The sequence below is a fragment of the Solemya velesiana gill symbiont genome, assembly GCF_002020805.1.
Classification (GTDB): Bacteria; Pseudomonadota; Gammaproteobacteria; order Chromatiales; family Chromatiaceae; genus Sedimenticola_A.
The window spans coordinates 1-20,216 of record NZ_MPRJ01000039.1; the positions used below are offsets into that span (position 1 = coordinate 1).

Sequence of the window (20,216 nt, forward strand, 5' to 3'; positions counted from 1 at the left end):
GTAGCTCATAAGTGCTTCGTCTCTTGGTCGGGAGAAGCGCCGACTCTACCAGCTGGCCCTTCAACTACCAATTGCACTTATTATCCGAAACCGCCTCTGTTAATCACTTATTGGCTGGATTTTTATTGCTGGCAGCAGGAGTAGTTCAAGGGGCTTCTGTGCCCGCCGTAGACTTTTTCGATCAGAGTCTTGGTGATTTCAGTGAAGAGCTGGAGGTGGCAAAAGAGGACGGTAAGCGTGCCATTCTGATCATATTCGAGATGGATGAATGTCCATTCTGTGATCGAATGAAAAAAACGGTGCTCAATCAATCCGAGGTGCATGCCTATTACAAAGAGCATTTCAAGATTTACAGTGTCGATATTGAAGGTGACGTGGAAATTGCTGACTTTCAGGGCAATCCCGTCAGTGAAAAGGATTTTTCCGCCAAGCAGTACCGCCTGAGGGCGACACCTGTATTTCTATTCTTCGACCTCCAGGGCAAGCCGATAAAGAGAGCACGTTTCACCGGGGCTACCAACGGTCCGGATGAATTCATACTGCTGGGGCGCTACGTGGTGGAAGGTATCTACAAGCAGATGAGTTTTACACGCTTTAAACGCCAGCAGCGCAGTCAGTGACAGGGGACAAGGCCGCTATGAAATCCTGCATCATGGCGACACTTGCCGCGATTTTTCTTCCTGTTTCAGCCGCTTTGGCTAACGACACTCCACTGCCACAGCCCCTCACACTTCCATTTGCTCTCTCCCTCGCAGACGAGGCTCATCCCGAACTGGAACAGTACCGTGCACGCCTGGAGGCTGCGGAGGCCTATGGCGAGGAAGTGAATGCGCTGGATGATTTCAAAATCGGCCTTGAGGCCCAGTTGCGCCTGATCGAGCCCTCTCACAAGGCGCAGGATGACACCCGTAACGATAGCCGTATCAAACTGAAGCTGCAGAAAAAGCTGTATGACTTCGGGCGCACGGAAGCGGCACGCCATGCTGCTGAATCAGCACACCTGGGCAGACAGTGGGATTACATGGATGCACGACAGAAGCGCCGCCTGGAGATCATGGAAAATTTCTTCAAGGTTATCCTCGCCGACCTTCAATATCTAAGGGACAACGAGGTGATGACCATGGCGTTCCTGCGCTGGAAGAAGCTGCAGGATACCCAGGAGACCGGCAAGGTTTCAGACATCGATTTGCTGGAGAAAGAGAACATCTTTCGTCGTGAGTTCAAAAAACGCACATTGACAGAGAACCAACAGCGTATCAGCCGTTCCAGGCTGGCTATCAGTCTCAATCGCCCCGAAGACCTGCCTTCACAGCTGGAACCGCCGGTTTTGGGCAGTCTGAAAAGGGAACTCGGCGAGATCGAGGATCTGACCCGGCAGGCCTTGAACAACAATCCTCATTTGAAAGCGCTGCGAGCAAGAGTGGCGGCAGCACAACAGGATGTGGAGTATGCCCGTGCCGGAGGCAGACCGACAATCCGTGGGGAAGTCGAAGCACCGGCATACAACAAGGTGACAGGATCCCGGGATCCATTGGCAGCGGCGGTGATTTTGGAAGTCCCTCTCTCCAGTGGGAGTGCCGTGGATGCCGGCGTGGCCCGCAAGCAGGCCGTGTTGAGGGAGCGCCGTGCTCAACTGTTGCATGCTGAACAGGATGTGCGCCAGGCGGTACTCGAGCTGTGGCTTGAGCTCAAGAGCCTGAAAGTGCATATGGATGAAATGAACGCTTTGGCTGACTACCGGGAACTCTACCTGGATCGTAGTCGTGCGCTTTACGAGTTGGAAGTGAAGTCAGACCTGGGTGATGCGGAGAGTCGGATTGTCGATGTGCAACTGCAGCGGGCCCAGACTGAATTCGATATGGCAATGGCCTGGGGGCGACTGGATGCCTTGACGGGCAAGTTGATCGCTGTTGATCAGCAGGTTTCCAGAGGGGAAGGGGAATGATTCGTATACTGTTAGTCTTATCTGCGCTGTCTGTCAGCGCCGTTGCGTTCGCAGAAAAGCTCGAGGCCAGGCTTGAATGGGCAAATCGCGTGGAATTGGCAATCCCCTTGTCGGGGGTAGTGGATAAGGTGATGGTAGTACCCGGACAGCGGGTTAAGTCCGGGCAGGAGCTGCTTTCACTGGACCAGCGACTTTTTGAGGCCAATAAGAACAAGGCCGGGGCATTGCTGGGAGAGGCTGCACAGGACCGGGCGGAAGCAGACCGCCAGCTGAGCAGGGCATTGGAACTCTATGACCAAACAGTGCTTTCCGATTACGACAAGAATATGGCTGAGATAGAGATGGCCCGGGCAAATGCGCTCTGGCATACCGCAAAGGCTGCCCAGGTGGAGGCGCAGATCGACCTCGAGCAGAGCAGAATTGCTGCACCTTTTGATGGCGTGGTGCTCTCGGTTCACGCTTATCCAGGTCAAGTTGTCAACAATCAACTGGCGGTGCAGCCGTTGATCGTGTTGGCCGATGATACAAGGCTTGTAGCCAAGGCCAAGGCGCCTGCTGACAAGCTGGCATCGCTTAAATCCGGCCAGAACCTGAAGGTTGGCGTCGGTGGTGCCTGGGTTGGTGGCAAGGTGCTCGATCTCGGAATGGATCCGATAGATGAAAATGAACGTGGACCCCTGTACGAATTAGGTGTAGTTTTTAATCGACCGGAAACCCTTTTAGTGAGAGTGGGGATTCCGGTAGTGATTCGTATTAATGAATAGGGCTGCTTGAGCGGAGGAGACCCATCTGGATGATGGGCTCTCGTTGGCCTACAGGATTGAGGTCCTCTAATGAGTATATGTGTACGATGCCTGGTATCGGGAAAGGTACAAGGTGTCTTCTTTCGTGCCTCCACACGCTACCAGGCACAGCAGTTGGGGATAGCAGGCTACGCAAATAACCTGCCTGATGGCCGTGTCGAGGTTTTGGCCTGCGGAGAGCCCGAAGCAATAGATCAGCTCAAGGCCTGGTTGGTAAAAGGACCGCCTAGCGCGAGTGTCAGCGCAGTGGCCTGTGAACCGGTGCAGCTAGTGAGTGCCCAGGGGTTTACTACAGGATGAGCGATCAGGCTGATAATTCCAACCAAGACACAGCGCCGCTGATAGCCGACATGGGTGACTTTGTTGGCCACCGATCTACACTTCCACAGCTACAACTGGAAAACCTGATATCCGATCTGTTTGACGACGGAATGATCGATGTATCCGAACTCAGGGAGCTGAAAAAACTCTGTCATTTGAAAACGCCGCAACAGCTGAGTGAGATTCACCCCCTGGTTTGGCTGTCGGAGCGGCACCTGAAGTCTTCAAAGCCCCCCCACGAAGACCTGAATCTCGAACGCCTTACGCTTTGGTTGGCGGACAAATGCGCCTTGCCATACCTGCGTATCGATCCTCTGAATATCGACGTGGATGCCGTTACTGAGGTGGTGCCAAAAGCCTACGCGGTGCGTTACCGCATATTGCCGGTTGAGGTCACAGACAGGGAAGTGGTGTTTGCAACCGCCGAGCCGTTCGAGCGAGAGTGGGAGCAGGAGCTTGGGCATGTTCTGCAACGACATATCAGGCGCGTGGTGTCCAACCCACTGGACATCGTGCGTTACCAGGATGAGTTTTTCGGCCTGACCCAGTCGCTGCGCCGGGCGCGCAAGGGCGAGGATGCGGAGCCCGTGGCAGGAATCGGCAATGTCGAGGCCCTGGTGGAGTTGGGGCGTGCAGGAAAGCTTGATGCCAACGACAGCCATATTGTCAGTATTGTGGACTGGTTGCTCCAGTACGCCTTTGAGCAGCGGGCCAGCGATATTCATATAGAACCCCGTCGTGACAACGGCAATATCCGTTTCAGGATCGACGGTAATCTGCACACCGTTTACGAGATGCCGACACCGATTCTCGGTGCCGTCACCGCCCGTATCAAGGCCTTGGGCCGTATGGATATCGTCGACAAGCGCAGGCCCCAGGATGGACGAGTGAAGACCAAGACGCCCAGCGGCCAGGAGGTGGAACTGCGTCTCTCCACCATGCCGACCGCGTTTGGTGAAAAACTGGTGATGCGGATATTCGATCCCCAGATCGTGGTAAAGGGGCAGGATGAACTGGGCTTCTCCCGTTCGGATGCCGTCCAGTGGCAGGAAATGACCAGCAAGACCCACGGTATCATTCTGGTTACCGGCCCCACAGGCTCTGGCAAGACCACCACGCTTTATTCAACCCTCAAGGCCCTGGCACGCCCCGAGTTGAACCTCTGTACTATTGAAGACCCCATCGAAATGGTGGAGCCGGCCTTCAACCAGATGCAGGTCAATCACTCCATCGGTGTGGATTTTGCAGCCGGGGTGAAGACCCTGCTGCGACAGGATCCAGATATCATCATGGTGGGCGAGATACGCGACCTGGAGACCGCAAACATGGCAATCCAGGCAGCGCTGACGGGTCACCTGGTACTCTCCACCCTGCATACCAATGACTCTGCATCGGCCATTACCCGCTTGATGGATATCGGGGTACCGCCCTACCTGATCAATGCCACACTGCTTGGCGTGGTTGCACAGAGGCTGGTAAGAACGCTTTGTCCCCACTGCAAGCAGCCGGTAGATATTGATGAGGAAGCCTGGAAAGGCCTCACAATCCCCTGGGAGATCAAATTGCCGGAACAGGCAATGGGTGAAGTTGGGTGCGTTGAGTGCCGAAAGACCGGTTTTCTTGGGCGCACGGGTCTATACGAAATATTGCGCTTCACACCTGAACTGCGCAGATTGATTACCCCGGACTGCAGCCTTGATCTGCTGCGCAAGCAGGGTATCAAGCAGGGTATGAGGTCCCTGCGTATCAGTGGGGCTACAAAGATTCACCAGGGTTTTACTACTATTGAGGAAGTACTTCGGGTTACGCCGGCACCTGATGAAATATAATTATAACTGCTGGTCAACGTTGTCTTAAGCAGCTCTGTATGGACGGTAGATAATCGATGTTTGACGACAAGTCAATTTTAATAACGGGTGGCACGGGGTCATTTGGGCACCGTTTTGTGTCTACAATCCTGGAACGATACAAACCACGCAAACTTATTATTTTCTCTAGGGACGAAGTCAAACAGTTTGAGATGCAGCAGCTTTTCGATGGGCCTGAAATGCGCTATTTCATCGGGGATGTGAGAGATCGACAGCGCTTGATTCAGGCTACCCGGGATGCCGATATCATTATCCACGCTGCCGCGTTGAAACAAATTCCCGCAGCCGAGTACAACCCGACGGAATGCATCAAAACCAATATCACCGGCGCAGAAAATGTAATTCATGCAGCAATTGAGAATGACGTAGAAAGGGTGATCGCGCTCTCTACGGACAAGGCTGCTAATCCCATCAATTTGTACGGCGCAACCAAGCTCGCTTCTGACAAGCTGTTTGTTGCAGCAAACAACATGGTGGGGAAGGGACGGACAATCTTCAGCGTTGTCCGCTATGGGAACGTGGTGGGTTCCCGGGGTTCTGTTGTACCTTATTTCAAGAAGCTTCTTGAAGAGGGTGCAGAAGCCCTTCCAATCACGGATGATAAAATGACCCGCTTCTGGATCACCCTGGAGCAGGGTGTCGATTTTGTACTTACCAATTTCCAGCGTATGTACGGAGGCGAGATTTTTGTACCCAAATTGCCATCTGTGCGAATCACTGACCTGGCTAAGGCAATGGCACCGGATCTCCCAACCAAAATTGTGGGCATCAGGCCTGGGGAAAAATTACACGAAATCATGTGTCCTTCCGACGACTCTCACCTGACGCTGGAGTTTGGGGATCACTATGTGATCAGGCCCAGTATCCGGTTTACCCGAAGAAATTCGAACTATACAAGAAACAACCTGGGCGAAGAAGGGGAGCCGGTAGCCCAGGGGTTTGAGTACAACTCCGGCAGTAATCCGCATTTTCTAAGCGTTGAAGAAATCAGGGAGTTCAACAACAGGGAAAATCTATGATCCCTTACGGCAGGCACTCTATTTCTGAAGCAGATATTGATGCTGTAGTAGAAGTATTGCGCTCGGGCTGGATTACCCAAGGACCTGCTACCCCTCGCTTCGAGTCTTTGGTCAGCTCGTATTGTGGTGCCGATTATGGTGTGGCGGTGAGCAGTGGAACTGCTGCCCTTCACCTGGCTTGCCTTGCGCTTGGGCTTGGGCCAGGGGATGCGCTATGGACCAGCCCCAATTCCTTCGTGGCATCGGCCAACTGTGCCCTGTATTGCGGTGCAAGTGTGGATTTCGTCGATATTGATCCACATACCTACAACATGAGTGTCACCGCTCTGCGTACCAAGTTGGAGCAGGCACGCTCACAGGGAACCCTGCCCAAGATCGTAGTCCCAGTGCATTTCGCAGGTCAGCCTTGCGATATGAAAGAAATTGCAGGCCTTGCCGATGAATACGGATTCCATGTGATAGAGGATGCCTGCCATGCACTCGGTGCGACATATGAAGATCAACAGGTAGGCAATTGTCGTTATTCCGATATCACGGTATTCAGTTTTCACCCGGTCAAGATGATAACGACGGGTGAGGGCGGAGTGCTTTTGACCAATAATAAAGATCTGCATGAACGGGCAGGGCGCCTGCACAATCACGGTATAGTTCGCGAAGGCTTGAGCGAGGAAGGTGGTTGGTTTTATGAACAACATGAACTGGGTTTCAATTACAGAATTACTGACATCCAGGGAGTATTGGGTATAAGTCAGCTGAGTCGGCTGAATGAGTACCTGTCCCAACGAAGGGAGTTGGCTGCACGCTACAACAGGTTATTGGAGGATCTGCCACTGGAAAGGCCTTACCAGGAAGCAGGTCGCCAATCTTCCTGGCATCTCTACGTCGTTCAGGTTCCAGAGAACTCAGGATGGACAAGGCAATCTCTATATGAAGAGCTCCGCAATGAGGGAGTGGGAGTTAATGTTCATTACATCCCGGTTCATACTCAGCCCTATTATCAGCGGCTGGGATTTCAATATGGCCAGTTTCCGTTAGCGGAAGCCTACTACGGCCGTGCATTGACCCTGCCGTTGTATCCAGGGCTGTCAGAGATGCAGCAAGACCATGTGGTGGCCAGCCTGGAGAAGTTTGTGGGTAGTGATGAATCTACAAGAGGTAGACGGATTGAGTAATTTCAACTGTCGGATCTGTGGTGGTGGTCGGGCTGCCTTCTATTGCCACGTAAAAGATGATACATCGCGTAATACCGGTCTTGAATTTGACTATGTGCGGTGTGAAGGTTGCGGGACATTGTCCCTTGATCCGTTGCCAACACCTGAGCAGTCCCGAATGGCGAATGAGTCTTTGCTCGGCATTACCCGAAAAGGTTCGTCCTTTGACAAGCGATACACGCCGGAATACCGGGAGACGCTGCGTAATGAATACCGGCTGACCTTCAATGATCTGGAATTCAACCTCAAGCCGCCGAGCGCCGGAGCATCTTGCCTCGATTTTGGCTGCGCTATCGGTTCCGCGCTTGATGTGCTTGCTGATAACGGGTGGGAAACTTATGGCTGCGATATATCAGAACAATTAACCGCACTTGCAGACAGGCAACAACACCGGATTTTTACGGGAGAACTGGATCAGCTTCCCGGGGATTGGGGGCCTTTCGACTTGGTGGTGACGATCGAAGTTCTGGAGCACCTGCAACACCCGAGGGAAACCCTTCATCGGCTAATCTCTCTACTGAAACCGGGTGGTACCTTGATTACTGAAACACCCCAAGTGGGGTTGTTGGCTGAGCTTTACGGTGAGGATTGGCGTGTACTTGCCGGGTTGGATCACATTCACTTGCTGACCCGTGAAACCCAGATTGGAGTGATTGAGGATTTTGGATGCCGGGTAGAGGCAACCTCGAGTTTCGGCAGTGGGTGTACAATGGGACTGGTGCCGCCCCATATAAAGAGAGCGTTTGATACCCTGGTCAAACGTCAGAATATCGGTGATTTTCTGGCTATACGTGCGACCAAGATTGAGGTTTAGACGAGTCTTATCAGGACGGAGGCTGCATGCGCGTTTCTCTTGTTCATCCGCGTTTGATATATCTCCCATCCCAGCCCCCGCTGGGGCTGGGCTATCTCGCCGCCTGCCTTGAGCGTGCCGGTCACGAGGTGCAATTCATAGAAGGCGCCTTCACCGAGGATGATAACGAAATCGCCCAGCGTGTATGCGATTTCAAACCGGACTTGATTGGTGTTTCGGTGATGATCTCGTATCACACCAAGTCATTAAGCCTCGCCTCGCTATTCAAAGAATACATGCCAAAAACGCCTGTCATTTTCGGTGGTCCTCATCCTTCTGTAGTGCCAGATGATATTTTGAAGCACTCCCAGGTCGACTTCGTGATGTGCGGTGAGGGGGAAGACTCGCTGATAAAGATGGTCGACATGATGGAACGCGGGAATTTTGATCCACGTACAATACCTGGACTGCACTGGCGGGGTGGCCAGGCTCATGAATCCCATACAATTCGGCTCACTGACCTTGATGAGATTCCGTGGCCTGCACGACACCTCTTTCCAATGAGTCAATATCAGCATCGGGGATACGTTGTGTCGTTTGGCTTCCACGGAGGGAACTTCAATATCATGATGTCTCGCGGTTGTCCCTACAAGTGCAACTTTTGCGATCATTCGGTGTTTGGACAGAAACCTGTGTTCAGAAACATCGACGATGTCATTGATGAAATCGAATACGTATCGAGCCACTACAATATCCGCAACTTCGATATCATGGATGACACCTTTACCATGCATAAAGGCAAGGTGTTCGAGTTCTGTAACAAGTTGATCGAACGGGATCTGAATCTCTTTTGGGCCTGTCGTTTAAGGGTTAACAGCGTGAGCCGTGAAATGATGGAGTTAATGGCCCGGGCCGGGTGCGTCCACTTTTCCGTAGGTATAGAAAGCGTCGATGAGCGGGTGATTTTTGCAACCAATAAGAAGATCACATCCAAGAAAGTTCTCCAGGTTTTGGGATGGGCAAAAGAGTTTGGAATTCTGACCATTGGAAACTTCATGATAGGCAATCTCGGCGATGATCCCGTGGCAATTCGAAAGACCCTGGATTTCGCCCTTGATACTGATGAAATCGATATACCCAGTTTTTGTGTACTGGCGCCCCTGCCAGGCACAGAGGTATTTGAAATAGGAACACAACGAGGCTGGATCCGCAGCTATGACTGGGATGATTATCGGATGAATACGAAGGATCTCCCGATTATGCGAAACGAGGCAATGACACACCAGGAGATCATGGATATCTACTCCGAGGTGGCAAATGCAGTTCGGCCCAAGATTCAGCATGCAATGGATACCCTGCACGCGCCAAGGATAAATCTATATCCTGAACTGGCAATGGATGAAGATACAAAACCGGAACCGGTTCAATGGGCCAGTGTGCCGTCAGAGGCGTTGCGGGAGATGTGAGCTTGATGACTAAACCCTGGATGAAACATGCTGCTCCCTACGTGATCGCCGAGATCGGCTCCAATCATGATGGTGAACTCGCAAGGGCGATCAGGTTGATCGAACAGGTGGCTGATGCCGGAGCAGATGCAGCCAAGTTCCAGCTGTTTCGGCCCGAGACATTTCTAAGACCTGGGCATCCAGCATGGGATACCATCAATCGGCTTTCCGTTCCGAACTCCTGGCTGCCCGAACTTACTGCTGCCTGTAATGCAAACGGCCTCGATTTTTCTGCAACTCCATTCGATCAGGTCGCAGTGGATGCATTGGTGTCAGCCCAGGCAAGCTTTATAAAAATTGCCTCTACCGATCTCACATACGTCCAGTTGCTGGAGCAGTGTGCTGCCTCCGGACTCCCCATCGTACTTTCTACGGGTATGTCCACCTACGACGAGGTTTCCTGGGCTATGGATGTGTTGCGAGGGGCTGAAGCCGGGGATATCGCCCTGATGCATTGTGTCTCAAAGTACCCCCCTGATCCGGTAGATATGAATCTTCGTGTAATTCCCGAGATGGTGGGCCGTTTTGGTGTTGAAGTTGGGATTTCCGACCACTCGCCTGGTTCAGCTGTTCCAGTGGCAGCCCAGGCCCTTGGTGCAACCCTGTTTGAAAAACATGTCACCGACGACAGGTCCCGGTCAGGACCGGATCATCCATATGCGCTTACCCTGGAGGAGTTTTCACTGCTGGTGAAGGATCTCAAGTTCACGGCACAGGCGCTTGGTAATGGAGAGAAGCGCTGCATGCAGGATGAGCCGATAAAGGCCCGGCGCGGTCTGTATGCCGCGCGGAATATTCCTGAGGGAAGGGTCATTACGGTAGAGGATCTGATCGGTCTTCGTCCTTATGCCGAAGTGGGCGCCGAGCAGGTGCGCGAGGTCATTGGAAAGTGTGCAACGACAGCTATCGCAAAAGGAGATGCGATTCCTGCCGGCTTGTTGCTCAAGTGAGGTCGCGATGAAGAGTGTCGCAATCATCCAAGCCCGAATGTGCTCTAACAGGTTGCCAGGTAAAGTTCTTATGCCATTGGCCGGTAAGCCGATGCTGCTGCATATCGTAGAGCGGCTGCAACTGGGCGGATGTTGCGATGAAGTGGTTGTGGCGACGGCGGTTGAGGACTCCAATGATCCACTTGTAACACTCTGTGAGGATAATGGTATCAGCGTCTATCGTGGCGATCTCCATGATGTTCTCGGCAGAATTTATCGCGTTGCAAGGGAGCGCGTAGCGGATATCGTCGTGCGAGTCACCGGTGACTGCCCCCTGGTTGATTGCGGCTATATTCACAAGAGGGTTAGATTGATTGAGGAGAGAGGGCTTGATTTTACCTATGGTCTTTCCTCTTCCCTGGTTTTCGCCGGAGCGAGCGTAATGTCGATGCGCTACCTGGAACAACTCGAGCGTGAGGTCGTGGACCCCTCGGATCGTGAACATTGCGGTCTGCCTTATGCTCTTCGGCATCGACATCATGTTCGGTCATTGGAGGTGATTCCTGATCCCGAACTGAGCCACAGCGGGCATCGTCTCACTGTAGATGAACAGGCCGATTATGAGATGATGTCCCATCTATACGATGCGCTCTATCAACCCGGTAGGCCGATTCCACTGGGAGAGGCGGTGCGGTATCTGGATCAACATCCAGAGATTGCGGCACTCAATGAGGAGGTGCAACAGACCCCCCTTCCTGAAAAAGATGTACATTTTGTAAAGTAGATAAAGGACAGCAATGCAGCTTGAACTTAAAAACGGGACCGTAATCGGTGATGATCGGCCGGTCTTCATCGTAGCCGAGATTGGTCTTTGTCATAATGGCAGTGAAGAACAGGCCATGGAGATGATACGGCGCAGTGCCGAGGCTGGTGTCGATGCGGTTAAATTCCAGAAGCGTGATGTTCCAAATCTCACAACCCGTGAATTGCTGGATGCGCCTGATGAGCGCTTTCCAACCCTCGGCAGGACCTACCGGGAAATTCGTGAGGCGGTGGAGTTTGATCTCGACACTTATGAGCGCCTGAAGTCTTTGGCTGAAAGTCTCGGGCTGCTCTTTTTCGCGTCTGTATTTGACGAGAAATCTGCCCATGAAATGGCTGAACTTGATCTGCACTTGCTTAAAATAGCCAGCCATGTGCTTACCCGGAAACCATTGATTGAAAAACTCTGTGATCTGGGTATTCCGACCCTCGCCTCCACCGGCATGGCCTATCTTGATGAAATCGACGAGACCACTGCAGCCTTTCGTGCTGTGGGGCTGCTCCATGGGCTGTTTCACTGCGTCTCCATCTATCCCCATGCGGCTGACCGGGCCAATTTACGCATGATCCGGTACATGCAGGAGCGCTACCAGGTTCCGGTCGGCTACTCCTGCCACGAAATCGCCAATACCTCCTCGCTGCTTTCGATAGCCGCAGGAGCCTGCATGCTGGAACGTCACGTCACCCTCGATCGCAGTGCTGACGGCTTTGATCACAAGTTTGCTCTCGATATGCCTGGCCTGGCTGAATTCGTCTCTCAGGTCAGGGAGGCCGAGGCGGCCATGGGCAGTATCGAAAAGACGGTATCCGAGGAAGAGTGGGTTACCCGCAAGAAGTACCACTGCAGTGTAGTCTCTCGATGTGCAATTCCCGAGGGAACTGTTATCGATCGCCAACTGCTCACCGTGAAGAATCCCGGGACCGGCATACCCGCACGTCGCATTGACGACGTTGTAGGGCAACGCGCGAGAATTGATATACCCGAGGATGTTCTGCTCGATAACGAAATGCTGGAGCCGGGTATCTAGTGGGACATAAGACCATCCCCTATACACCAGCCAGCATCGGCCTGCGGGTCGATGGTTCGGCAAGCCTGGGACTTGGGCATCTGACGCGGCAGCTCACCCTGGCGCGGTTGCTGCGAGATCGCTACGGGTGGTCGCCCCGTTTCATAACCCGGACGCCAACGTCTCTTAAATCGCTTTTTGCGCCTGAAGATGTATTCGAGGTTTTCCAACTCGATGAGCAGGATGATCTGGGTGCCCTTTGCCGCCTCCTGGATCTTGATCTGCTGCTTTGGGATCAACAGGCTCCTGTGGATGACAGCGAGGTGATTGCCCTGCAGCAGCAGGGCATTGCGGTATGGCTATACGGAAACACCGGATCCGGAATATCTGTGGCGGACAATGTTCTGTTCGCCTTTCCCTGGGTGGTGCGTCATTTGATAGGGGAGGAAGCGTGGCCCATGGAGAGGGTCATACCCTTCGAAGCATCGATTCTCGATCCGGTTTACCGCCGGTTGCGGGAGGATCAACCTGGTCGTACATCGCCAAGCGTGCCGCGACTCTTTCTCTGCATGGGGGGGAGCGATGAAGGGCTGGCTACAGAGCGCGTTGTGGATCTCCTGTCCGGTATTGAAGTTGATATAGAGATCATCTGCGTGATCGGCGCTGCCTATGAGCGACCTGATGACTTGCGCCAAAAACTCAATACTCTGGGCGCCCCTTTTCAGTTGCTGACCAATCCTTCCCGGTTCGCCCAAGTAGCGGCTGGCTGCGACCTCGCGATCACGACCATGGGGCAGACACTGGCTGAACTGAACTGCCTGGGTATAGCCTCCCTGGTGATCGCGGTGTCCCCCTTTCACATGAAAGTGGCTGAACACTATGCGTCCCGCGGAGGTGCAAAGGTCCTCGGCCTGGTAGATGAACTGGAGAAGAGTGCGGTTCATGCAACCATAGAGGGTCTTGTTAAGGCCCCGGGTCATCGCGATGCCCTTAAGGAGGGGGGGGTGCAGAGTATCGATGGCAAAGGGGGATACCGTGTCGCAGAGATGCTCTTCAACTCTTTCCAGAAGGGCTTTACGCTCCATAGGTGTGATGTTTGCGGCAGTGATGACTTTGAAACACTGGCAGTGCTCAATGGACGCCCGATAGGAAAATGCCGTCAATGCGGTCTTGACTACATGCACGTGCGCCCCGCTGAGGATACATTGCTGGATGTCTATGCAGCAGACTATTTTGAGGCACCCCGCACTGTTACCGGAGTCTCGAGTTACGAGGCTGACAGGCCCAACGTACTACGCTTCGCGAACGCGCGTCTTGACGGTATCGAGATGCAACTGCCTGAGAAGGGGCGATTGCTTGATGTGGGGTGTGCGCTTGGCTATTACCTGGAAGCTGCAGCAAAACGAGGCTGGGAGGTCTCGGGTATCGACATCTCAGAGTATGCTGTTAACTTCGCCCGCGACCAGGTGCCTGAAGCGCAGTTGCAGATAGGTAGCGTGGAAACGGTCGATTTCCCTACCAGGCATTTCGACGCCATCATCTGTTCCCTCGTTTTCGAACATTTTCTCAATCCCCGGTATTGCCTTCAGCGCATGACCTCATGGCTGCGACCTGGTGGGGTACTTGTCCTTAAAGTTCCACATGGTGGAGGTGTGATGTATCGGTTTACACCAGATCGCTGGTTTGACTCGCATCCGGACAATCACTTTTGCGACTATACGCCGGAGACACTGTCACGCTTCCTGGAGTCTGAAGGTCTCTGCGTGGTCGAGCACCACACCGAGGGAATCTATCTCGAACGTTTCTGCGATGCCTTGGGCCTGGAAAAGGCGCGCGCGGATACACTGATGGCAATCGAAGGGCTTGATGCGAGATACAGTGCCTTTGCGCGGAACAATGATCTGGGTGATTCGCTGGTGGTATATGCGAGGAGTATGTACTAGGTGACCTGTAACCTCTGCGGCAGTGAACAGCAGGAACGGCTCGACCTGGGAGAGCCGCTGGTGCGCACTGGCGCCTACGTACAGTGCCCTACCTGTGGTCTCATCTACCATTCCCTGCCGGATAGTATTGATAGGATGCGTGACTTCTATCACTCCGAATATGCTGGCGAATACTCAGCCAGCGAGGTGATCAGCCGGGAGCTCGCCCTTGCCCGAATCAATCGCCTGGGTAAAGCTCGTGCACTGGCGTCCCTAAGCCCGGCACTGGAAATTGGCTGTGCCAACGGTGAATTCATCCATGAACTGGCAGGCAGGGATGTCGAGGTGAGTGGCGTGGAACCTTCGCGGGCCATGTCTGAACATGCACGTGATCATTTTGGCCTGGAGGTGGTCACTGGCCTCTACGAGGATCAGCCGGAAAAAGCAGCACACTATAGGCTCATCGCCATGTTCCATGTACTTGAACATGTCGTGGACCCCACGCTCACCCTACAGCGAATTCACCGCGAACTTCGCCCTGGCGGGTTGCTTTTTATTGAAGTGCCAACACTGGGTGACTGCCAGCTCAGTATGGTCTTCAAGCCTATTCATCCCACTGTGTTTGTTCGCGAGACCCTTGAGGCGATGCTAGCAAAGAACGGCTTTGAATCTTTATGGATAGATGAAAAGGGCTATCATCTGCAAGTGATTGCAAGGCCCATGGAAGGACAGATGCCTGTTACCTGGCCTGACCCTGTATCAATTCGATCCAGAATAAAGCGTTATCTTGCCACCAGGCAGAACGTTATGGATAGAATTGTATCCACTCTACAGGCGTTGGTAGGGCAAAAGGATGGAGCTATATACGGTGCAGGCCTGAATACCCTGGATCTTGATAACCTTTTTCCCTTGATGCAACTCGACCTTGAGGCAGTTTACGATGCGGATCCGGCAAAATGGGGAAAACAGGTGCTCGGTCTGGAGATATGTCCGCCTTCCGAACTGGAGGCATGGCATGGAAGTTACCTCATAATTTCGAGTTACGCTTTCCAGGAGGAGATCCTTGAACAACTCGCCCACCTGGAAAAACGTGGAGTACGACTGGTGACACTCTATGAAAAGTCGTAGCTGGATTCCTTGGTCATGAACTCTCAACGTATTCTCCTTTTCCCCGCAGGCATTGCACAGCGAGAGGCATTTCTGGCAGCCCGCAAGCTGGGTTTTGAAATCATAACCGTTGACCGAAACCCGGAAGCGGCCTGTTTTCCGCTAGCTGATGAATATGCTGTGCTTGACCCGGGGAATGCGGATGCACTGGTTTCCTATGTGCGGCGAATTCATGCTGCAAAGAGACTCGACGGCGTTCTGTTGGTTGGTTGTGACATTCCCATTTCCGCCGCCCGGGTAGCAGCAGAGTTGGGTAGTCCAGGCATTGGACTTGATGCTGCAGAGCTTACTGTCGACAAGATAGCGATGAAAAAGCGTCTGCGCTCTTGTGGGGTGCCCGTTCCTGACTTCTATTCCATTAGCGGTGGCGATGAAGTTGCTGAAATTCTTTCCCGCGAAAACCGGCGCATGATTATCAAGCCAAACGACAACAGTGGTGCCCGGGGTGTGCAGCAACTTCTCCCGGATAGTGATCCAACAGCAGCCTATGAGCATGCCCTGGCAAACGTTAAGCGGACAGGCGTTATTCTGGAAGTTTTCGAAGAGGGAGTGCAAATCAGTATTGAGGCGCTGGTGCATCAGGGGCAAGTAGATGTCACAGGATTCGCCGACCGGAACTATCCCTTTCTGGACCGTTTCTTTCCCTATGTGCTGGAGAATGGTGCGACCCTGCCGACTGCATTGGATGCCAACCGGCAAGGGGAGGTTATTCAGACCTTCATCCAGGGTATACATGCCCTTGGTATCGATAACAGTGTGGCCAAGGGGGATATGGTTCTCACTGAAGAGGGTGCCAAGGTGATTGAGATTGCCGGTCGCATCAGCGGTGGGAAGTTTGCATCCCGCATTGTTCCTGAATCAACCGGTGTTGAGCTTCTGCCAGCAGCTCTCGAAATGGCCGTGGGTAGAACTCCTGACAGAAAATGGTTAACGTCAACCAGGGCATGTGGTGTTGCTGTCCGTTACTGCTTTCCGCCCCCGGGAAGGGTGAAGGCGATAAAGGGGCTCGAAGAGGTTAAGGGTTACCCCGGTGTGCTTGAAGTTCATGTAACTTATGAACCGGGCGACATCATTCCTCCCATGCGTAGTCATCCTGACAGAGGTGGCTGGCTGGTGTGCAAAGCAGAAACACGTTTGCAGGTCGAGGAAGTTGCCGAGAAAATGATAAACAAGCTCGTATTTGAGGTAGAGCCGTGACAACGGTGATGATAATCCTCACAGGATAATTAAGTACTACGCCATGCAAGGCTATCTTCTGTTTCATCTCAATCTTGCCTATTCTTCGCTTCCGGAGGATAGGCGTCGAGTGGTGATTGAGCGTTGCTACGATCCACTACTCGATATCATCGAAAATCATGGTGTGCCACTAGGTATAGAGGCAAGCGGCTGGACATTAACGGAAATTGCTGGCCAAAGACCTGACTGGGTGGAGAGGTTTCGTGGGCTTTTGCGCGCAGGTTCCTGTGAGCTTGTGGGAAGCGGCTATACACAGATCATAGGACCACTGATTCCGCACAGGGTGAATAAATGGAACCAAGAGCTTGGACTTGAAACATATCAACAGCTTTTAGGGGTCACTCCACAGATTGCCTTGATAAATGAAATGGCATTCTCTTCTGGCATGGTCGGTGTGTACCGGGAAGCAGGCTACAGAGGCATTATCATGGATGGGGACAATATCGCCTTGTCACTTGGTCTGCACGATCATAATGAGCTGCCGCTACTGGCACGTGGCGATGATGAAAATTCCTTGCCGGTGCTTTGGTCGGACTCCATCCTGTTTCAGAAGCTACAGCGGGTCGCTCATGGCGATATCTCCATAAACGACTATCTCTCATACGTAAAAAAGAGAGGTGAAAGCAGCAAATTGCCACTTGCACTGTATGCCAATGATGCTGAGGTGTTTGACTTCAGGCCGGGTCGATACAGCGAGGAGCCGGATCAGCATGAAGGCGGCGAATGGAAACGCATAGTTGGCTTGTTGGCGAAACTTGAGCAGCAGGGTATGTCCTGGATTACCCCTTCTCAAGCACTACGGCTTCAACAGGTGAGTGGGAAACCGGTAACACTCATTACTGCCCAGCAACCGATACCTGTAAAGAAGCAGGCAAAATACAATGTGAGCCGATGGGCGGTTAGCGGACGTAATGACTTGCGCATCAATACCCTGTGTCAGAGGATATTTCGTCAACTGATGCATCGCCCCGAACTGCTCAATAATGAAGTTCAGCGAAGTCTCTGCAGATGCTGGTCCAGTGATCTGCGGACGCATATAGAATCAAGGCGCTGGGAGAAGGCCAATGCTGAACTTGAAGCATTGGCATCCAGCATAGGTGTGGCTACCACCTATCCTTTCAAACTAAAAGTGCCAGGGAATAAAGCCAATCCGGAAGATGTGGAGGCGGCAGGTTTTTCGGTCCTGTTGGATGAGGAAGGTATCCTTCTCATGATTGCCAGCTCTGAGCATAGAATTGTGCTGAATTTGCGACGTGGGTTGGCCATCGACAGCCTGGCATTTCGCAAGCATAACTTTATCCCTGTGATGGGAACACTCCCTCATGGCTATTTCCACTCGATAGAACTGGGCGCGGATTTCTATAGCTTTGGGACAGTGATCGAATGGGGCTCAGAGCATCGCCGCACGACAGATCTTGGATGGCCAGCGCCGGAGTTTTACCTGGATGGAGGTGCGCTTACAGTACGCGGTGAGATTGATACGCCGGATGGCAAAATCGTCAAGCAGATAGTGGTTTCCTCAGAAGATGACGCGGTCGAACTGATTACATCCTTTCCTGATTGGAAGCGCCCTTACGGTACGGTGCGGCTTGGGACCATTACTTTGCTGCCTGAGACATTCAAGCATCAGCTCAGTCTGCGAACGGTTAACGGGGGTGCGGAAGCAGAAACACTCGTTTTAGACAGGGATTGCAACCACGGCTTGCCGGCTTCTACCCTGGTTTCATGTCGCGGTGGATTGGGAAGCCCGGAAGGTATGCTCAGGATCGGTGATGGTAATGTCGGACTGTCGGTTAGCTGGGATCCCTCGGAATGCGCTGCGTTTCCAATGCTCTACCATCACAATGTTCCGCCTAGTGCCCTGACTCGCGTTATATTCTCTTTGTCGGAACTTGACGAGACATCACGACCTGGCGGTAAACTGCCGACCTTCAGACAGATACTAAAACCGACTACAGAATTATAATTCTGGATCATTATCCGAGGATGGGAGTATCGGCGAAATCTCAAATTCAAGGATGTCAGCCAGCCCAATAAAGTCATTTCGTCCCAGGCATGCAAATGCAGATGCGAGAAGTTGTGCTAATTGCTTGTTCAATAGGTCTGGATGTTCCTGCAACTGTGATTCAATCTGTTTGATCAATTCCTCTAGTTTATAGGATGCGGCCCCCTGCTGGCCTGTTCTAAGTGCGATGACGCAATCATTAAGCAATTGCTGATGGTTCGAATTCATGGTTGCCCCTCGTCATAGTGGGTGCCTTCGATGTGGGCGCCATCCCTGCTGAGGTTGGTGAATTCAACCTGGGGGTGATGGCGGATATACTCTTCGAGATCACGCAGATAGCTGATCATGTTCGGCTTACTGGGGACCTTATCTCCGGCATGGTTGAAAACCCAGTATCGATCGGCCTGCTGTGCATTCAGATCCAACACATTTCGGCAGTGGGGCGCTCCCTCCGCATGTGATTTCCCTGATGGAAAAGAGAAATCGGCACCGGCAAGTGCGATGTTGCGTGTTCCCATCTTGACGGCAAGATCAATGGCGCAATGAATAACTGAGCCAAAGGTGAGGAGTACGCCCTTGGGGTGGCTCTTCCTTATTTCCTGGTAGAACTCGTGATTGGAGTACGCAGTCATTCTTCTGAATGGCCATGCGTTGAGCGCGTCAAGATGGCTGGTCGGGTAATAGACCAGTACGGTTTCGTGAAGTGGAGTCAGGTCGATCTGAAAGTTCGGTAGTATGCCGTCCCTCAGGGGATCAATTGTGACTACGATGTCCGGCTTGACACCATCATGCAGAAGAGGACGAAGAGCTGAGTCCACGGCGATCAAAAGTGCCCCCAGCCTCTTTTTTTCAGCGATCCTGGACGTCAATTTATTCAGTGACGGACCAGCACCTGCTACTACAATCTCCCGGGGATCATTCGCGAGGATACCAAAGAGTTCTGCTACATCTCCGTCGCGTTCAATCAACTGTAAATTATCCTGTAACTGCTGGGTTTCAATCGTTCTTCTTCTGCCATGGAAGGCCTCGAGATTAGCACGATTTATTTCTATGGCCAGGTGATCCCTGAGACGTCCCGCATGTTCATCTGCCAACTGCAGGCATGTAGGGGTGACAACCCAGGGACGGGCCGGCTTTTCATCTCTGGATGGAATTTTCAGTTCAATCCGTTTATCCCCCAGCCAGTCCGACTGGTCGATCCAATTGAGCAGTTCTCTGAAGAGCGAGGTATTGAAGATGTAAACCTCGAGTCTGTCCAGGGTGTTGTGGTTTTCAAGAAGATGACGGGGAAGGTATCCCATACCTACCCCGTAGAGGCGTAAACTCGTGGCATCGGCAGGCACGTTGCCAAGCTGCAGTTTCGCCTCGGCGTCCGGGTCATAAGCGCTGGCCAGATGTATGCCGTCGCAGATGAAGGTGGGGTGGGTTTTTTCACCGTCAACCTGGATATCGTCCCAGTGCGGTGAATTTTCCAACTGTCGCCAGATTTTCGGCCAGCGCGACCGGATTATGGAGATTGCAGGTGAGGCAAAGTTGTCATTGTTATACATGACTTCTCCATGTCTTAGGGATGGTCTGAAAAATTAGAGTTTTCATTCACCAGGCACCCAAATTCAAATATCCGTCCACCAGGCACCCAAATTCAAATATCCGTCAAATAAGC

The 20,216-nt window shown here is 52.7% G+C and carries 18 protein-coding genes; 16 read left to right on the forward strand and 2 right to left on the reverse strand.

Going from position 1 to position 20,216, the window contains the following annotated elements:
• Nucleotides 1-158 precede the first annotated feature (158 nt).
• The 16 genes from BOW53_RS07170 (at nt 159) to BOW53_RS07245 (ending at nt 18,514) form a co-directional block, all read left to right on the forward strand.
• Nucleotides 159-620 carry a thioredoxin family protein gene (locus BOW53_RS07170; protein WP_245832031.1) on the forward strand — a complete coding sequence of 154 codons (462 nt, stop codon included), beginning with the start codon at nt 159-161 and terminating at the stop codon, nt 618-620.
• Nucleotides 617-1,945 carry a TolC family protein gene (locus BOW53_RS07175; protein WP_135607036.1) on the forward strand — a complete coding sequence of 443 codons (1,329 nt, stop codon included), beginning with the start codon at nt 617-619 and terminating at the stop codon, nt 1,943-1,945. Before BOW53_RS07170 ends, BOW53_RS07175 begins: the two co-directional genes overlap by 4 nt.
• On the forward strand, nt 1,942-2,709 hold the full coding sequence (locus BOW53_RS07180) for an efflux RND transporter periplasmic adaptor subunit (protein WP_078487138.1): 768 nt from the start codon (nt 1,942-1,944) through the stop codon (nt 2,707-2,709). Before BOW53_RS07175 ends, BOW53_RS07180 begins: the two co-directional genes overlap by 4 nt.
• A gap of 69 nt (nt 2,710-2,778) precedes the next feature.
• Nucleotides 2,779-3,048: an acylphosphatase gene (locus BOW53_RS07185; RefSeq protein WP_078487140.1), complete on the forward strand. Its 270-nt coding sequence runs from the start codon at nt 2,779-2,781 to the stop codon at nt 3,046-3,048.
• A 50-nt stretch (nt 3,049-3,098) separates the two neighbouring features.
• Nucleotides 3,099-4,898: a type IV pilus assembly ATPase TfpB gene (gene tfpB, locus BOW53_RS07190; RefSeq protein WP_078487167.1), complete on the forward strand. Its 1,800-nt coding sequence runs from the start codon at nt 3,099-3,101 to the stop codon at nt 4,896-4,898.
• A 56-nt stretch (nt 4,899-4,954) separates the two neighbouring features.
• Nucleotides 4,955-5,956: a UDP-N-acetylglucosamine 4,6-dehydratase (inverting) gene (gene pseB, locus BOW53_RS07195; RefSeq protein ID WP_078487142.1), complete on the forward strand. Its 1,002-nt coding sequence runs from the start codon at nt 4,955-4,957 to the stop codon at nt 5,954-5,956.
• Nucleotides 5,953-7,128: a UDP-4-amino-4,6-dideoxy-N-acetyl-beta-L-altrosamine transaminase gene (pseC, locus tag BOW53_RS07200; protein WP_078487144.1), complete on the forward strand. Its 1,176-nt coding sequence runs from the start codon at nt 5,953-5,955 to the stop codon at nt 7,126-7,128. Before pseB ends, pseC begins: the two co-directional genes overlap by 4 nt.
• Nucleotides 7,097-7,981, forward strand: a complete 885-nt coding sequence (locus BOW53_RS07205) for a class I SAM-dependent methyltransferase (protein WP_172838812.1) — start codon at nt 7,097-7,099, stop codon at nt 7,979-7,981. The genes pseC and BOW53_RS07205 overlap by 32 nt, the downstream gene beginning before the upstream one ends.
• A 26-nt stretch (nt 7,982-8,007) precedes the next feature.
• Nucleotides 8,008-9,426, forward strand: a complete 1,419-nt coding sequence (locus tag BOW53_RS07210; protein ID WP_078487147.1) for a B12-binding domain-containing radical SAM protein — start codon at nt 8,008-8,010, stop codon at nt 9,424-9,426.
• A 5-nt stretch (nt 9,427-9,431) separates the two neighbouring features.
• Nucleotides 9,432-10,415, forward strand: a complete 984-nt coding sequence (locus BOW53_RS07215) for an N-acetylneuraminate synthase family protein (RefSeq protein WP_172838813.1) — start codon at nt 9,432-9,434, stop codon at nt 10,413-10,415.
• A gap of 7 nt (nt 10,416-10,422) precedes the next feature.
• Nucleotides 10,423-11,178: a cytidylyltransferase domain-containing protein gene (locus BOW53_RS07220; RefSeq protein ID WP_281254034.1), complete on the forward strand. Its 756-nt coding sequence runs from the start codon at nt 10,423-10,425 to the stop codon at nt 11,176-11,178.
• 13 nt (nt 11,179-11,191) lie between these two features.
• Nucleotides 11,192-12,244 (forward strand): N-acetylneuraminate synthase family protein, encoded by a 1,053-nt coding sequence (locus BOW53_RS07225; protein WP_078487152.1) that lies wholly within the window; start codon nt 11,192-11,194, stop codon nt 12,242-12,244.
• Complete coding sequence (locus BOW53_RS07230) at nt 12,244-14,166, forward strand: methyltransferase domain-containing protein (RefSeq protein ID WP_135607037.1); 1,923 nt, start codon at nt 12,244-12,246, stop codon at nt 14,164-14,166. Before BOW53_RS07225 ends, BOW53_RS07230 begins: the two co-directional genes overlap by 1 nt.
• Nucleotides 14,167-15,273 (forward strand): class I SAM-dependent methyltransferase, encoded by a 1,107-nt coding sequence (locus tag BOW53_RS07235; RefSeq protein WP_078487158.1) that lies wholly within the window; start codon nt 14,167-14,169, stop codon nt 15,271-15,273.
• Nucleotides 15,274-15,288: 15 nt separating this feature from the next.
• Nucleotides 15,289-16,509 carry an ATP-grasp domain-containing protein gene (locus tag BOW53_RS07240; protein WP_078487160.1) on the forward strand — a complete coding sequence of 407 codons (1,221 nt, stop codon included), beginning with the start codon at nt 15,289-15,291 and terminating at the stop codon, nt 16,507-16,509.
• Nucleotides 16,510-16,552: 43 nt separating this feature from the next.
• On the forward strand, nt 16,553-18,514 hold the full coding sequence (locus BOW53_RS07245; RefSeq protein WP_078487162.1) for a hypothetical protein: 1,962 nt from the start codon (nt 16,553-16,555) through the stop codon (nt 18,512-18,514).
• Here BOW53_RS07245 and BOW53_RS07250 read toward each other — a convergent pair.
• Nucleotides 18,509-18,781, reverse strand: coding sequence for a hypothetical protein (locus BOW53_RS07250; RefSeq protein ID WP_078487164.1), 273 nt, complete (start codon nt 18,779-18,781; stop codon nt 18,509-18,511). The two genes, BOW53_RS07245 and BOW53_RS07250, sit on opposite strands and share 6 nt — an antisense overlap.
• Entirely contained in the window at nt 18,778-20,103 is a 1,326-nt protein-coding gene (locus BOW53_RS07255; RefSeq protein ID WP_078487165.1) for a motility associated factor glycosyltransferase family protein, read from the reverse strand. The genes BOW53_RS07250 and BOW53_RS07255 overlap by 4 nt, the downstream gene beginning before the upstream one ends.
• Nucleotides 20,104-20,216 lie beyond the last annotated feature (113 nt).

Coding starts and splice junctions, on each gene's coding strand:
- BOW53_RS07210 (WP_078487147.1), top strand. CDS start 8,008: ATGCGCGTTTCTCTTGTTCATCCGCGTTTGATATATCTCCCATCCCAG.
- BOW53_RS07205 (WP_172838812.1), top strand. CDS start 7,097: ATGAATCTACAAGAGGTAGACGGATTGAGTAATTTCAACTGTCGGATC.
- BOW53_RS07215 (WP_172838813.1), top strand. CDS start 9,432: ATGACTAAACCCTGGATGAAACATGCTGCTCCCTACGTGATCGCCGAG.
- BOW53_RS07220 (WP_281254034.1), top strand. CDS start 10,423: ATGAAGAGTGTCGCAATCATCCAAGCCCGAATGTGCTCTAACAGGTTG.
- BOW53_RS07255 (WP_078487165.1), bottom strand. CDS start 20,103: ATGTATAACAATGACAACTTTGCCTCACCTGCAATCTCCATAATCCGG.
- pseC (WP_078487144.1), top strand. CDS start 5,953: ATGATCCCTTACGGCAGGCACTCTATTTCTGAAGCAGATATTGATGCT.
- BOW53_RS07245 (WP_078487162.1), top strand. CDS start 16,553: ATGCAAGGCTATCTTCTGTTTCATCTCAATCTTGCCTATTCTTCGCTT.
- BOW53_RS07250 (WP_078487164.1), bottom strand. CDS start 18,781: ATGAATTCGAACCATCAGCAATTGCTTAATGATTGCGTCATCGCACTT.
- BOW53_RS07185 (WP_078487140.1), top strand. CDS start 2,779: ATGAGTATATGTGTACGATGCCTGGTATCGGGAAAGGTACAAGGTGTC.
- tfpB (WP_078487167.1), top strand. CDS start 3,099: ATGGGTGACTTTGTTGGCCACCGATCTACACTTCCACAGCTACAACTG.
- BOW53_RS07180 (WP_078487138.1), top strand. CDS start 1,942: ATGATTCGTATACTGTTAGTCTTATCTGCGCTGTCTGTCAGCGCCGTT.
- BOW53_RS07240 (WP_078487160.1), top strand. CDS start 15,289: ATGAACTCTCAACGTATTCTCCTTTTCCCCGCAGGCATTGCACAGCGA.
- BOW53_RS07225 (WP_078487152.1), top strand. CDS start 11,192: ATGCAGCTTGAACTTAAAAACGGGACCGTAATCGGTGATGATCGGCCG.
- pseB (WP_078487142.1), top strand. CDS start 4,955: ATGTTTGACGACAAGTCAATTTTAATAACGGGTGGCACGGGGTCATTT.